Annotated in this window: 14 protein-coding genes; 2 read left to right on the top strand and 12 right to left on the bottom strand. The window is 45.7% G+C overall.

Features of this window, described 5'->3' with window-relative positions; genetic code table 11:
• Positions 1-63 precede the first annotated feature (63 nt).
• The 3 genes from C170_RS31110 to C170_RS04805 all read right to left on the bottom strand — a co-directional run bounded on the left by C170_RS31110 (position 64) and on the right by C170_RS04805 (position 1,839).
• Positions 64-234 carry a hypothetical protein gene (locus C170_RS31110; RefSeq protein ID WP_017692200.1) on the bottom strand — a complete coding sequence of 57 codons (171 nt, stop codon included), beginning with the start codon at positions 232-234 and terminating at the stop codon, positions 64-66.
• A gap of 215 nt (positions 235-449) precedes the next feature.
• Positions 450-1,193, bottom strand: coding sequence for a 2,3-diphosphoglycerate-dependent phosphoglycerate mutase (gene gpmA, locus C170_RS04810; RefSeq protein ID WP_036606869.1), 744 nt, complete (start codon positions 1,191-1,193; stop codon positions 450-452).
• Between the two features lie 73 nt (positions 1,194-1,266).
• On the bottom strand, positions 1,267-1,839 hold the full coding sequence (locus C170_RS04805; RefSeq protein ID WP_017692198.1) for a DUF420 domain-containing protein: 573 nt from the start codon (positions 1,837-1,839) through the stop codon (positions 1,267-1,269).
• Positions 1,840-2,214: 375 nt separating this feature from the next.
• Between C170_RS04805 and C170_RS04800 the strand changes: the two genes are divergently transcribed.
• Together C170_RS04800 and C170_RS04790 are read left to right on the top strand one after the other, a co-directional pair.
• On the top strand, positions 2,215-3,405 hold the full coding sequence (locus C170_RS04800; RefSeq protein ID WP_036606867.1) for a cation:proton antiporter: 1,191 nt from the start codon (positions 2,215-2,217) through the stop codon (positions 3,403-3,405).
• A gap of 913 nt (positions 3,406-4,318) precedes the next feature.
• Entirely contained in the window at positions 4,319-4,972 is a 654-nt protein-coding gene (locus tag C170_RS04790; RefSeq protein WP_036606863.1) for a hypothetical protein, read from the top strand.
• 528 nt (positions 4,973-5,500) lie between these two features.
• Here C170_RS04790 and C170_RS04785 read toward each other — a convergent pair.
• The 9 genes from C170_RS04785 to C170_RS04740 all read right to left on the bottom strand — a co-directional run bounded on the left by C170_RS04785 (position 5,501) and on the right by C170_RS04740 (position 13,495).
• Complete coding sequence (locus tag C170_RS04785) at positions 5,501-5,986, bottom strand: DedA family protein (protein WP_036606861.1); 486 nt, start codon at positions 5,984-5,986, stop codon at positions 5,501-5,503.
• A 13-nt stretch (positions 5,987-5,999) separates the two neighbouring features.
• Positions 6,000-6,545 carry a CDP-diacylglycerol--serine O-phosphatidyltransferase gene (gene pssA, locus C170_RS04780; protein ID WP_036606859.1) on the bottom strand — a complete coding sequence of 182 codons (546 nt, stop codon included), beginning with the start codon at positions 6,543-6,545 and terminating at the stop codon, positions 6,000-6,002.
• A 21-nt stretch (positions 6,546-6,566) separates the two neighbouring features.
• A complete protein-coding gene (locus C170_RS04775; RefSeq protein ID WP_036606856.1) occupies positions 6,567-8,315 on the bottom strand; it encodes a sensor histidine kinase in 1,749 nt (582 codons plus the stop codon).
• Entirely contained in the window at positions 8,312-8,992 is a 681-nt protein-coding gene (locus tag C170_RS04770; protein WP_036606855.1) for a response regulator transcription factor, read from the bottom strand. The genes C170_RS04775 and C170_RS04770 overlap by 4 nt, the downstream gene beginning before the upstream one ends.
• 249 nt (positions 8,993-9,241) lie before the next feature.
• The gene (gene thiD / locus C170_RS04760) at positions 9,242-10,054 is read right to left on the bottom strand and encodes a bifunctional hydroxymethylpyrimidine kinase/phosphomethylpyrimidine kinase (RefSeq protein ID WP_017692191.1); all 813 of its coding nucleotides are present in this window, start codon (positions 10,052-10,054) and stop codon (positions 9,242-9,244) included.
• Between the two features lie 105 nt (positions 10,055-10,159).
• Positions 10,160-10,858 (bottom strand): ABC transporter permease, encoded by a 699-nt coding sequence (locus C170_RS04755; RefSeq protein ID WP_036606850.1) that lies wholly within the window; start codon positions 10,856-10,858, stop codon positions 10,160-10,162.
• Positions 10,851-11,774: an ABC transporter ATP-binding protein gene (locus C170_RS04750; RefSeq protein ID WP_036606847.1), complete on the bottom strand. Its 924-nt coding sequence runs from the start codon at positions 11,772-11,774 to the stop codon at positions 10,851-10,853. The genes C170_RS04755 and C170_RS04750 overlap by 8 nt, the downstream gene beginning before the upstream one ends.
• Positions 11,775-11,900: 126 nt before the next feature.
• Positions 11,901-12,833, bottom strand: coding sequence for a sensor histidine kinase (locus C170_RS04745; RefSeq protein ID WP_036606845.1), 933 nt, complete (start codon positions 12,831-12,833; stop codon positions 11,901-11,903).
• Positions 12,830-13,495: a response regulator transcription factor gene (locus C170_RS04740; RefSeq protein WP_051447024.1), complete on the bottom strand. Its 666-nt coding sequence runs from the start codon at positions 13,493-13,495 to the stop codon at positions 12,830-12,832. Before C170_RS04740 ends, C170_RS04745 begins: the two co-directional genes overlap by 4 nt.
• Between the last annotated feature and the right edge of the window lie 195 nt (positions 13,496-13,690).

Here is a 13,690-nt window from a genome sequence, read left to right as displayed (position 1 = left end):
ACTTCATCTCCAGGTTTCTCATGATCATCATTTAAATTCAATCGATAAACGAACTATCGCAATCTATTTCACTTCAACACGTGGTCTGGTTTTACTTGTTCCATTGGACGAATTGGAGTTTTTCATCATACCCGAGACAGTGCTAAACAGCTTATCTCTTGCTTGTTTGTTCCTCATCAGATAAGTCACACCTGCGCCGATAGCCGTCATGATAATTCCTCTTCTTTTAGACATGTGCTTCTCCTCCTTCAGGATAAATGTACATCGTGTCTTGCTTGACAATTACCCTGTGGGAACAAAACGAAACGAAGTACAGGCTTGATCGCAGAAAAAAAGATGACCTCCGAATTCAATTCAGCGGTCATCTTCCAATCGTCCTGTTGAAACATCAACCGCACGAGATAAATCATACAAGCTTTCGTACAATCAAGACAAACATCCATGTCCAATTAATCAGATGGCGTTGCCACATGGGTCATTTCTTCATGTTTGTAGGTCGAACCATCGGCGGTCAGATAAAAGTGTCCGATGGGATGCAGATCTTCATCCAATTCGTAGACAAGCGGAATGCCCGTTGGGATATTGAGCGCCATCACGTCTGCTTCGGACAATTGGTCCAGATGCATGACGAGTGAACGGAGCGTGTTCCCATGCGCAGAGATCAGCACTCTTTTGCCAGCAGACACCGTCGGTTTAATCTCCGCATTCCAGTACTCCAGTACACGCTTCGAGGTATCCATCAGGTTCTCCGTAAACGGGACGGTGCATCCGAGTCGCTTGTACTTGTCCAGATCCTGCACATATCGGTCATCGGTTTCGTCCAGTGCCGGGGGAGATACGTTCACGGATCGTCTCCATTCCTTTACTTGGTCTTCCCCATACTTCAGAGCAGTCTGCTGTTTATTCAGTCCTTGCAGCGCACCATAATGGCGTTCATTCAGCTTCCAAGTCTTCGTAATGGGAATCCACATGAGGTCCATTTCATCCAGCGCAATATCGAGTGTTCGGATAGAACGTTTCAGCACGGATGCATAGGCGTAATCAAAATCAAATCCCTGTTCCTTCATGATCTTCCCTGCTTTACGTGCTTCTGCGTAACCATCCGTCGTCAGATCCACATCAGTCCATCCGGTAAAACGATTCTCTACATTCCACATGCTCTGTCCATGGCGAATCAAAACAACTCTGTACATAAACGTGAACCCTCCTTCCATGGAAACATTACCCACAAGTCAAACTAATTAGCACAGTGAAACGTTCATCACATTAATAATATGGTGCCATCATCAGGTATACCACGACACCTGTAGAACTGACGTACAGCCAGATTGGCATCGTCCAACGTGCAATTTTGCGGTGTTTCTTCAATTGATTCGTCCAACCCCATACCAGTGTGAACAACGCCAATGGAACAATCAGGGCTGCCAGTATACTATGGGTAATCAGAATGAAGAAATAGATCGAACGAATGATGCCCTCGCCGCCGTATTTGGACGTCTCTGGTGAGAGGTAATGAAACGTCAGATAGGTTACGAGGAATAACAGTGTTGTTGAGAATGCAGCAAGAATAAATCGTTTGTGCAGCTTCACATTCCGCTTAATAATAGCAATAAGCGCTGCGAGCAGGAATATGAAGGTAAAGCTGTTAAACACGGCATTAAACCGCGGCAACACCGTAATATCAAAGGTTACATCACCTTTGTAACCAATGGACGGTGCGAAGAACAATAATAAAATAATGACATTAGCAAGAATAGAAATCGTGATAATGATGCCTGCGAAATTTTTATTGCTCGTCGGGGATGGAATGTTCGGCTCCCCTTTGTTATTTTTGCCCAATGCAAAATCCTCCTCATATCCTAACTTCTATGTTCTATATCATTATATCTCGCCAATTCCGGGCTGTTAAGTGACAACACTCTGAACAAAAGCCGCTGCACTTCCCTATAAAATGCCCCTTTGCGGCCATTTTCACTCAAATCCAATCCGACTCCCATTTACCGAATCCTTCATTTGTGGTATAATTAACGCAATTAATTACATACGCGTTGAAACTGGAGGAGCCTGTCACCAAGGGCCCCTCTTTGTCTTTTTCAGGCACAGAACGGCACTCTGCTAATGCCGTTCTGTGCCTTTTTGTCTGTTTGAAGCGGAGGATGGATCGCCCTTGGGTTGGTTAACCTATTGACGCTACTACTGGAGGGAAGAACACCTATGGAATTTATTTTGGTTCTTGCACTTATTTTAATCTTTACCAAACTTGCTGGTGATCTATCCGTAAGATTGGGTCAGCCATCCGTTTTGGGGAAACTGATTGTCGGTGTCATCCTCGGACCTGCGCTGCTCGGTTGGGTGGAGAAGACGGATTTCGTTCATTATATGGCTGAGATCGGGGTATTGCTGTTAATGTTCATTGCGGGACTGGAAACCGATCTGGAGCAGTTAAAGAAAAACTGGAAGGCGGCCTTTGCCGTAGCGGTCGGCGGTATTATTTTGCCTTTTATCGGCGGGTACGGTTCGGCCATAGCATTTGGTATGTCGCAGACACACGCGCTGTTCTTTGGACTTTTATTCTGTGCTACTTCCGTCAGTATCTCAGTTCAGACGTTGAAGGATATGAATCAACTGAGTTCACGGGAGGGTACCACCATTCTGGGTGCAGCCGTTGTGGATGATGTGCTCGTTGTGGTTCTGCTCGCCGTCATGATGAGCTTGCTCGGCACAGGTGCAGGGGATGTCTCTATTGGATTGTTGATTGGTAAGAAACTTCTGTTCTTTGTCATCATCTTTGCAGCAGGCTGGTGGCTTGTGCCACGGGTCATGAAATGGATGGCCCCACTGCGGGTCACGGAAACCGTGATTACGACAGGACTCATTATCTGTTTCCTCTTCTCATACTTTGCAGAGTGGATGGGTGTTGCTGGAATCATAGGTGCATTTGCCGCTGGTATCGCCATCTCCCAAACCAAATTCAAACATGAGGTTGAAACTAAAATCGAGCCGATTGCTTACGGAATATTTGTCCCAGTTTTCTTTGTCAGTATCGGCTTAAATGTCACTTTTGATGGTGTGGGTTCACAGATTTGGTTTATTGTTGTTATAAGCCTCATCGCTATTGTTACCAAACTTATCGGTGGTGGAGCTGGTGCCCGGCTGACCGGGTTCGACCGTTCCTCTTCTATTGCTATTGGTGCAGGCATGATCTCCAGAGGGGAAGTTGCTCTAATTATTGCTTCGACCGGACTTGCTTCGGGCTTGCTTGATTCGGAGTATTTTACCAGCGTTGTGATCATGGTTATTGTGACTACACTGGTTACTCCGCCACTCCTCAAAATCACCTTTGCACGTAAAAAAGGGGAGCAGCGGGTTGAAAAAGGAATTGAAGATTCTCATTTGAACGGGTGAGATATGTCTCAGTTCAAAACTTAACAATAAAGATTCCATTGTGGCACTCTGAACTCTAGACTTCAGTTGTGTCCCTAGAATTACTATGAGTGTCTTGCGACTCAGGTAAGCTGTGTCTTGATGATATGCTGCACTTTAAGCTTTTCGCATTTGGCACACCCAAGGCATCCAGTCGTCACACATACTAACACTGTCTTGAAGCATCAACGGGCGTAAAATTCCTGAAATGTAGGCCGGCTGCGCCTTAAGAATAACCCTTCATTTTTTCTAAGGAACCCAGTACGTCTTATTTGGTCCTCTGGCTCTCTTTTTCAATTGTAAGAAACATCAGACACCTTATTTCCCAAATTTTCATAACAAAACGCTGAAAATGGCTGTACATTCCGAAATAACGTTTCTCAGGTTCCTTACATTTCTGCGAGTGCTTCAACTCCCTGAATAAGACGTCTCAGATTCCTTAGCTCTTATTGCCCGCTCTACGCTTCTTTCCAAGCATGAGCAAGAGAAGACGCATACCCGCGGTACGAAGAACTTAATTTAAATGTAAACAGCCTTGAAGGCGAGAATAATCTACTTTTACAGCGTCTATATCGCTTACTCGCACATTAAGGGACGCGTTCTCACACATTTAAAGTGTAGCACCTACTAGCTCGGAATACGTCCAGTCTCGTTCTGGCATTCAGACCTTGGCTTGAGATATCCTCTATTGGAAAAGGTATTGAAATCATTCCATATTTAAAGCTATACTTGATCTAGAAATGTAACATATTGGTCGTGAAGCACACGCCGCTTTGATCCATTCTCCCCTTCAACGCGAAGGTTGGAAATGGTCAGAGCGGCTTTTTGTATTTTGACATGACGACCTGAAGCCTGTTCACGTTCGTTTATTTTATTTTTAGAAGAGATGAAGACGATGAGCATTGATTTTGAGGAGGCTTACGAAGTTTGGATGCACTCCCTTCTGGAGAAGGAAACGAACCCCAGAGTGCTGTCCAGACTAGAAAATGGACTTGAACATGGCACGTTGGAATTTTTGCGTTCAGTCTGGTTTCCGGTGATGAAAAACTTTAACCATTTGCAACCCGAATGGGAAGTTCGAGACTTTCATAACGGCTATCGGTATCTGGATCTGGCTTATCTGCCAGGTAACGGCGTTAAGGGAGGTATTGAGATTCAGGGATACGGGCCACATGCCCGTGATCTGGATGTACGGCGCTTTAAAGATTTATGCTGGCGGCATTGTCTGCTAACGCTTGATGATTGGATTTTTCTGCCGATCGCGTATCTCTCCATTAAAGACGAACCGAAACGGTGCCAACAGCTTGTGCTCTCTTTTATGGGAAAATTCATTGCTACGGACGTTCCGACATCCTTAAATTGGCTAGAAGCCGAGACTGTTCGTTATGCCAGACGCATCATCCGTCCATTTGCCCCCTCGGAACTAGCAACACACCTGCGAATCACGGATCAACATGCTCGAAGAGTTCTTCACAGCCTGATTGATCAACAAGTATTACATGTCGCTAGTGGCGCTCAACGATATCGAACGTATATCTTACGAACATGAGACACTCTATTTCGCCGATATCGTACATATTCATTTTCTAACGAACTCAGGACATCTTATTGTGATGATATGAAGTAGATCAGGGCACTTTTTCGGGCCTTTTCGTGAAATAAGTTTGCTGGGATTCGTTAGAATTCCAACATGCCTCTTATCTCGATAATAAGCTCACCTGAGTTCGTTAGAATTTTAGAAATGACTCCGAAACTTTTGGAGTTACTACTATAACTTTTGGAGTTACTACTATTAAACCTAATTGCGAACCACTTTAGCTACTGGAGTGTCAGATACTTGCGTCACCAACGAGTTACATGGAGATTTACACGGAGATTTACACGGAGGAATAGCTCTGAGCTTGAATTTACTTGAAATAGCTTGCGGGCTAGCCTACAGCTCCAAGGATAAATTACTTGTAGTCGATTAAATCACTTAAAATGAGGTCTCCGACCATATATAGAAAAACAAAAAAAGACCACCTTACACTCAAGAGGTCTTCGATCTTTGCCTGTTGTTGCAACAGGCTGTCCCATTTTAAGTTAACACGCCAACATAAAAACCAATCGAGATAAAGACAACACACCAGACGAATGCACCAATGCCCGATACAACTACGTACCTGCCGATGGCCATCTTGCTAATTCCGGAGAAACAACACATCAGATGACGAATGCCTGGAATGAAGTAACCTAGGATGATGGACCAATACCCATATTTGAGGAACCACGACTCCACCCTGCTGAATCGTTTGGCATTAACGCCAACCCACTTACCGTATTTTTCAACCAGCGGCCTGCCCGCTTTTTTGCCAATCATGTAGCTAAGCAGCCCTCCGGTAAATGCACCACCAAAACTGACGGCGATGGATACGGAGTAATTCAATACCGAGATGGAGGCGAGATAACCAACAAAAGTCATCATCACCTCATCCGGAATCGGCATGCCAATAACGCCAAGAGCCAGTAGTCCGTATATTGCGAAATAACCATATTGACCAATAAATTCTTTTGCAAATTCCATACTGACTCGCTCCTTATTTCGGTTCCACAATATCCTTCTCATGTGAGGCTAGCACTTGTTTTAGAGACGGGAATCGGATTTGGCTCACCATGAGACCGGATAATACAATAATGACAAGATAGGCTACACCATGTGTGAAATAAGGACTCCAGAGTGCGAAAAAGGACATCAGACCTCCCGCAAATGTAATCGGCATTCCGACAAAACCACTGCTTGCTGTCTTCTGACAGTTATAACGGGCCAGACGCAAAGCACCGCAAATCGGAAACAATGCAGTCAGTGCCATCCCCAGCACACTCACTTCAATCATGGAATTCAGGTACAGAATCAGCACGGGTGCTGTTCCGAATGAAACTACATCCGCAAGCGAGTCCAAGGACTTGCCGAACTCACCCTCACAATGCAATTTACGAGCCGCATACCCGTCAAACAGATCAAAGAACATCGCTACCCATATCATCATCACAGCCAGGGCAAATTCACCATGAATAGCCATAATGACTGCCAGCATGCCTGAACTCAGATTCCCCAAGGTTAAAATCGATGGTAAAGACTTCATAATATTTGACTCCCTTTCGTACTAGGCTTTAGGAAAAATAATATAAAAACGGACTCCATCCGGTGTATTCTCCACTCCATAACTGCACCCATGCAGATCAAGAATCTGCTTCGCAATGGCCAGACCAAGCCCGGTCCCCCCCATTTTACGATTACGTGAGCGCTCTACCCGATAGAACCTCTCCCATATATACTGCCGCTCAGCTTCAGCAATGTGCTCACCCTTGTTTTCAATGGAAATATGGACAAAACCTTCACGCCTGCTAATCTCAATAGTTATATCGGTATGTGGTATCGCATGACGTATAGCATTCATCATGATATTGAAAATAACTTGCTCCAGTTTGCTTCGGTCACCCTCAACCGTCTGTTCTGTTGTGGATACAAGCACTACATCCAATCCTTTGTCCTTCAGTTGCGGACCCAGACGGCCGGCGATATCTTCAATCATGTCAGCCAGTGCAACAGCATCCGTATTCAATTGAACCGCTGAGGATTCCAGTCGCACCAGATCCAGCATCTCTTCAACCATCGTTTCCATTTTGATCGTCTCATCGGCAATGATCTCAATGTAACGCTCCCGTTTGCTCTCACTGACGCCATCCTTCAGCCCTTCAGAATATCCCTTAATAATGCTGATTGGTGTCTTAAGTTCATGTGATGCATCGGCAAAAAACTTGCGCTGACGCTGTTCAATCTCCTGCTTCATTTCCATATCTGTACGCATCTGCGTGTTGGCCTGCCTCAGCTCTTCCAGTGTCTGACCCAAGGTTCCCGATAAGGCATTGAGGCTGTTAGACAGACTCCCGATCTCATCATTACGCCGGATGGGTGATTTCACCGTGAAATCCAGCGTAGACATTTTCTTGGCGACATGGTTCAACGCCAAGAGCGGCTTCGTAATAATTCGGGACAGGAGTAACGCCAGCAACAGAATCAATATAAATGCCCCTATGCCGAAATACGCATAGAACAAACGTGTTGCCTCATTCGCTTCCCTCATCTCCTGTAGAGAGGTGAGCGAAAAGATCAGTTGTTGCTCGGGTCCGGAACGATGCACTGGAGCAATGGTGATGACATTGCGAACACCGCTCCAGCTATCCATCCATTCTTCATTGAGCATTTTGCCATTCGCCAAGGCAAGTTGGTCTTCGGTAGATAATGGGAACCGGCTATCCAGTGCTTGCACCAGCAGTCCCTGCCTCTGACTCCACGTTGCCAGATTGGGAAGAACTACCTCGGTTAATACGCCTGACCATTCCTTTACCGGTTCAATTGATTCCTGAAAGCTTTCTGTTCCCCATGCGGCAGAAGTGGCATCCTGGATTTTGAATGGATAGACCATGGATTCGCTGGCCGGACCTTTCACCGTCAGTTCTTGCCCATATTTCAGATGGGATGTAATCCAGCCAGCATTCTCACTATTGATAAACAAGGACAAGGACACTTTCACTTGACTTCCATCCTCTTGAAGCAACGTAATGTGGAACGGGTCATTAACCAGTCTTCCGGTATTCGTCAGAATGACCAGATGTGATTGATTCTGACGCATGAACTTCCCGGTCTCCTTGGCTAGCTGTAAATCACTCCAATGCCCATTGGAGTATTGCTGTTCGAACTTGGACAGCTTTTTCTTCATACTGCTGACCTTTTGATGCTGATAGAAGTCGGGGAACCAGACCAACTGAGCAAAAACCGTCGTCCCATATAGAAGTACCAGACATCCTGCCATGACCAGGAAAAGCTTCATCGTTACGCCATTTCTTCTCATGCTTCTGCCTCGAAACGATATCCAGTACCAATCACCGTCCGGATACACTTGGCTTCATCACCCAATTTGCTGCGCAACTTCTTGATGTGGGTATCTACAACACGTGAGTCCCCTTCAAAATCAAATCCCCAGATCCGATTCAAAATGGCATCCCGGGACAACACAATGCCTGCATTACGTACCAAATAAAGCAACAGATCATATTCCTTTGGTGCAAGTTCCACTTCAATTCCGTCCTTCTCCAGACGTCTGGCCCATGGATCAAGGGTTACCTGTCCGAAGCGAATCACACCCTGCTCTCGTCCAAATGCACCTTCAACACGCTTCATTAATGTCTCTGCACGTGCAACCAGCACACGTGGACTAAACGGCTTGGTAACGTAATCGTCTACGCCCAGCTGAAATCCATGAATTTTATCGTCATCCTCGGACCGTGCAGTCAGCATGATAATAGGTACGGTGGATTGGGATCGAATATGCCCACATAACGTCCATCCATCCATTTCAGGCATCAAAACATCCAGAATAACCAGATCTACCTCATGCAGAGCCAACAGTTCCAGTGCCTGTACTCCATGTTCAGCTTCTATGACGTTCCATTGTTCTTTTATGAAATAATCGGCCACAATCTCACGAATGCGGCTTTCATCTTCCACCAGAAGCACTGTTCTGATCATGGCCGACTCTCCTTTTAGATTTCTGATGATAACATACCTATTCCATGTGTCGTTCATGTGTCCACACATGTTTTGGAATGCTCCCATGATATATACGATTAATATAAGCCAAAAGTTACTAATTTTTATAAAAATTCGCATAAAAAAGAAGCCATCAACGAGCAAGCTCCTGCTCATTGACAGCCACTTGAATGAAATCGAAGTGTGTTATCCAGAATTGATGCGCTACTGTGCGCTCCCTGGCAACACTTAACGTTGTTGCTCCAGACGGTGTGCCACATGCAGTGTCGGGCCAACAAAACGGTTTAGCGGGAATCCGCCGGCAATCGCTTTGGTCACGAAGGCTTTACCTTCACGAACAGCCTCTTTCACTGAAAGACCACGAGCCAATCCTGCGGTAATCGCCGCAGACGTTGTGCAGCCCGCACCATGAGTATATCCGGAGCCGACAACATCGGCTTCAAACCATTCGTAGTTGGTTCCATCATAGAGTAGATCCATTGCTTTACCCGGGCTAATGACACCTCTGTCCTTGATCAGAACATGTTTCGAGCCATGGGCATGAATTGCTGCTGCCGCTGCTTCCATTTGTTCCTTGGAGCGAATAGGTCCGCTCTTCGCCAGTTGGGATGCTTCGAACAGATTAGGTGTAACCAGATCAGCACCTGGCAACAGGAATTCGATCATCGCTTCCGTATTTTCCGGTTGCAGTACTTCGTCTGTACCTTTGCAGACCATTACCGGATCGATAACGATCTGTGGCAGACCGCTGCGGCGAATATGTTTTGCTACCAGTTCAATAATATCTACAGAACCGAGCATACCTGTCTTCATTGCATCGAAACCGATGCCGTCCAGAACCGTGCGAAGCTGCGCTTCAACCACATTTAATTCAACAGGAAAGACCTGGTGATCCCATGTTTCGGGCTCCATTGCCACAACCGTAGTCAGTACGGTCATGCCATACACACCCAGCTCCTGAAAAGTTTTCAAATCAGCTTGAATACCTGCACCGCCGCTCGTGTCCGAACCAGCTATTGTTAATGTTTTTGGAATCGTCATGGTAGTTGCATTCTCCTTCGTGTCTCAGTTGACATTATCCTATCCCTTGTACGAGCGGATGTCAATGGCATCTGAAGCCATACAGAGCATGGTTTTCCGAATGATTCAGTTCACATCTTTTGTCTCCAGACGAACCATGGACATCGAAGCAATCCATATCCCTATTGCTCCAAGGGTCAGAGGAATAATAATAAGAGAATGAACGGAAACTTCCGACCCGTTGAATCCGGAGCAGACAATCGAAACCAGCAAAATGGACGAGACCATTGTAGTTGTAACAGAATGCTTACGCATACCGAAGAATAGGGGAATGAGTGCCATACACGCAGCCGATAAAGAACTTATACTGTACTTCACCAGAAGTCCCAATATATCCCGATTCGTCAGTGATTCAGGAATGAAGGAGTAGAATTGATTAACAATCAACAATAGTGAGCCCATGAACAGATCGTTAACCATAATCATCACAAATGTAAAACCAAACACGATAATCAATTTGGCAGCGATGATTTTATGACGCTGGATGGGATAGGTGAACATGACGTTCATCGTTTTATTTCTATACTCACTGATCACCAGCTTGGATAATAAAGCTCCTGCAAATATGATAAAGGTCGCTCTCACAAACGTATCAATAATCATAAAGGCGGTCTGGTAATCGGCATAGGCATAATCTTCTGCTCCCACATCCACGAATCCAATCATGATCAGAAAAAGAAGAATGGCTATACTGGCAATACCTGCACCTGCAAAATTACGTGCAAAACGGTGCTTCCGCATCTCAAGTCTGATTAGTTTAAGCAACGTCTTCATCCCCTTTCACAAGCTTCATGAAGTGTTCTTCCAGGGAATGAGCCCGTTTGGATATCGATTCGATCTCAATGCCGTGTTGGATCAGCTTGGTGTTCAGTTCCGATGGAATGATTCCCGGATCATAGATGCGTAACGTTTGGTCATCAACCAGTTTATAATTACTCAAACCAAGCTGGTGTTCAATGACATAGGTCGCTTTGCGGATATCCACCGCCTGTAACTCGATGTACTCATTTTGACTTCCACGAATGCTCTCCATCGATACTTCCTCCACCAAGCGACCGCCGCGAATGACACCAACTGTGTCCGCAATCTGCTCTATCTCGCCAAGAATGTGACTGGAGACCAGCAGGGTAATGCGATACTCATTGCTAAGGCGCTTGAACAAATCACGCATCTCCCGGATCCCTACAGGGTCCAATCCGTTGATTGGTTCATCCAGAATGAGCAGTTCTGGTGTGGTTATAAGTGCACGAGCCAGTCCCAGCCTCTGTTTCATGCCCAAGGAGAAGTCCTTGACCGGTTTCTTGCCCGTATCCTTCAGCCCTACCATTTCCATAGTGTTGTCGATGATCTTTTTGTTGTAGAATCCCATGTATTCACAGTGAAGCTCCAGATTCTCGCGAGCAGAGAGTCTATCGTAGAAAAAAGGATATTCAATAATGCTGCCCATTCGCTTCAGCACTTCATAGGAGGTCGGCGTTAGCTTCTCCCCAAACAGTTCTATCTCCCCTGTGGTTGGTTTGACGAGATTGGTGAGCATCTTCATGATGGTTGTTTTACCAGCACCATTCGGACCGAGGAATCCATAGATCTCACCTTGCTTGATATTCATATTGACGTTGGATACAACCTCCACCCCTTCATATACTTTGGTCACATCTATTGTTCGTGCGATATAATTCATCGTCTTGTTCTCCTTTACGTCCCCTGTCCGGGTTCCTATATCTATATTGTAAAGAGAAAAGTCTTCTTTTTTATTAATCAAATCTTACAAAAACCTTAAGTCTGACCGGACATGCCAACGCAGGGTCTACCAAGCCTTTAAGGTAACCGAGAATACAGTCCGTTGATGTGGCACACTATGCAAGTGAATACTTCCACCCATCCGCTCAACTAGCCGTTTCGTAATGGTCAGACCCAGGCCACTGCCTTGATAGAGTCGATTGCGGGAATCCTCCAGTGTATACATGCGTTCAAACACACGGCTATGCTCGCTCTCAGGAATCCCTTTTCCCTGATCCCAGATCTGTAACGTCACAGGTGCACCTGTTGAATGATCAAGTGAAAGTCCCAGTACCTTACCCTCTGCTCCATATTTCATTCCATTGGTAATGAGATTATCCAGCACACGGTCCAATGCTTCTTCATTCGCTTGCACGAAGATATCACCATCAGGTATCTCCAGCTCCACGTGCAACCCCAGATTCGTCAACATTTCATAAAAGGAAAGCATCTTCAACCGGCATAATTCACTTAAATTCACCCGACTAAGTACCAGTTCCGTATCTCCGGATTCCAGCTTCGCCAGATCAAAAAAGGAATGGATCAAACGCAGCACTTCCTGCGCCTTATCTTGTATTTTCTCCGTCATCATCTTCCGTTCCTGATCGGTCAATGATGGGCTGTGCAGTAAGGTCTCACTATAACCCAGCACAACCGTGAGTGGCGTTTTCAGATCATGAGAAATGTTGGAGAGCATATTACGCATCTCCTTCTCCTGGTTCGTATAACCAGCCTTCGCGCGGTGCGCATGATCCAGCAGCTGGTTCATGTCTTTCAGAAGCTGACTGAATTGTTCATCACTATTGAATACAAGCAAGCGCTCAAAGGTGCCTTGATCCAAAATATCGGATATTTTCTGATGAATATAGGTCAGGTGTTGGTTTCTTTTCCGGAATTTCAACCACAATACAATGAAGGCAATGGCCAGAATACCCGTCGTGATGGCAAAAATCAGTGTCATCCCTGCTCCGCCTCCAGCTTATACCCGATGCCCCAGAGTGTCTTGATATACTGGGGAGCCGAAGGGTCTACCTCCAGTTTCTCACGCAGACGACGCATATGTACGTTAATGATATTTTCGTCTCCATAATAGTGATCGTTCCAGACGGAAGCGTAGATCTGAGCCTTGGTGAACACTTTGCCAGGATGGGTAACCAACAGCTTCAGAATTCCAAATTCCTTGGATGTCAGCTTGACGGGTGTCCCTTCACGTTCCACCTCGTACGTCTCCATGTCAACTACGAGTCCTCCAATGTGAATACGTTGATCTTTAGCCACTTCAGCCACAGGCTGAGTAGTATAATTGGCGCGGCGAATCGCAGCTTTGATGCGGGCAGTCAGTTCTATTAACGAGAAAGGTTTGCTCAAGTAATCATCTGCACCGAACCCCAGACCTAATGCTTTGTCCACCTCCCCATCCTTCGCAGACAGAATGAGCACAGGGACCAGACTGACTGCCCGAATGGTTTGCAGCACATCCATCCCACTTTTGCGGGGCAACATCAGATCCAGAATAACCAGATCATACCCGGGTTGGGACTGGCTGAACTGACGTTCTGCCTCTAAGCCGTCATATGCATAAGTGACGTCGTAGCCCTCTTTTTCCAAGTATGGCCCGACCATCTCACTAATTGAACGATCATCTTCAACAAGCAACAAGCGGTGACTTAACACATGTTTCCCTCCAACATGAACAGTTTTCTTTATTACCTCACAGTTTGTTTGAATTGGCAATGACATACGAAAAAACCTGACAGGAGCAACACTTTGACATCAAGTGTGTTTCCTGCCAGGTCTATGAGAGTTTATAGATGAGTG

This window comes from Paenibacillus sp. FSL H7-689, from assembly GCF_000517905.1.
GTDB lineage: Bacteria > Bacillota > Bacilli > Paenibacillales > Paenibacillaceae > Paenibacillus > Paenibacillus amylolyticus.
The sequence above is the reverse complement of the archived record's forward strand: the minus strand, read 5'-3'. Positions and strand labels throughout refer to the sequence as shown.

Bases quoted from the DNA above. Each gene is read 5' to 3' on its own strand.
- C170_RS31110 (WP_017692200.1), bottom strand. From the start codon at position 234: ATGTCTAAAAGAAGAGGAATTATCATGACGGCTATCGGCGCAGGTGTG.
- gpmA (WP_036606869.1), bottom strand. From the start codon at position 1,193: ATGTACAGAGTTGTTTTGATTCGCCATGGACAGAGCATGTGGAATGTA.
- C170_RS04800 (WP_036606867.1), top strand. From the start codon at position 2,215: ATGGAATTTATTTTGGTTCTTGCACTTATTTTAATCTTTACCAAACTT.
- C170_RS04790 (WP_036606863.1), top strand. From the start codon at position 4,319: ATGAGCATTGATTTTGAGGAGGCTTACGAAGTTTGGATGCACTCCCTT.
- C170_RS04785 (WP_036606861.1), bottom strand. From the start codon at position 5,986: ATGGAATTTGCAAAAGAATTTATTGGTCAATATGGTTATTTCGCAATA.
- pssA (WP_036606859.1), bottom strand. From the start codon at position 6,545: ATGAAGTCTTTACCATCGATTTTAACCTTGGGGAATCTGAGTTCAGGC.
- C170_RS04775 (WP_036606856.1), bottom strand. From the start codon at position 8,315: ATGAGAAGAAATGGCGTAACGATGAAGCTTTTCCTGGTCATGGCAGGA.
- C170_RS04770 (WP_036606855.1), bottom strand. From the start codon at position 8,992: ATGATCAGAACAGTGCTTCTGGTGGAAGATGAAAGCCGCATTCGTGAG.
- thiD (WP_017692191.1), bottom strand. From the start codon at position 10,054: ATGACGATTCCAAAAACATTAACAATAGCTGGTTCGGACACGAGCGGC.
- C170_RS04750 (WP_036606847.1), bottom strand. From the start codon at position 11,774: ATGAATTATATCGCACGAACAATAGATGTGACCAAAGTATATGAAGGG.
- C170_RS04745 (WP_036606845.1), bottom strand. From the start codon at position 12,833: ATGACACTGATTTTTGCCATCACGACGGGTATTCTGGCCATTGCCTTC.
- C170_RS04740 (WP_051447024.1), bottom strand. From the start codon at position 13,495: ATGGTCGGGCCATACTTGGAAAAAGAGGGCTACGACGTCACTTATGCA.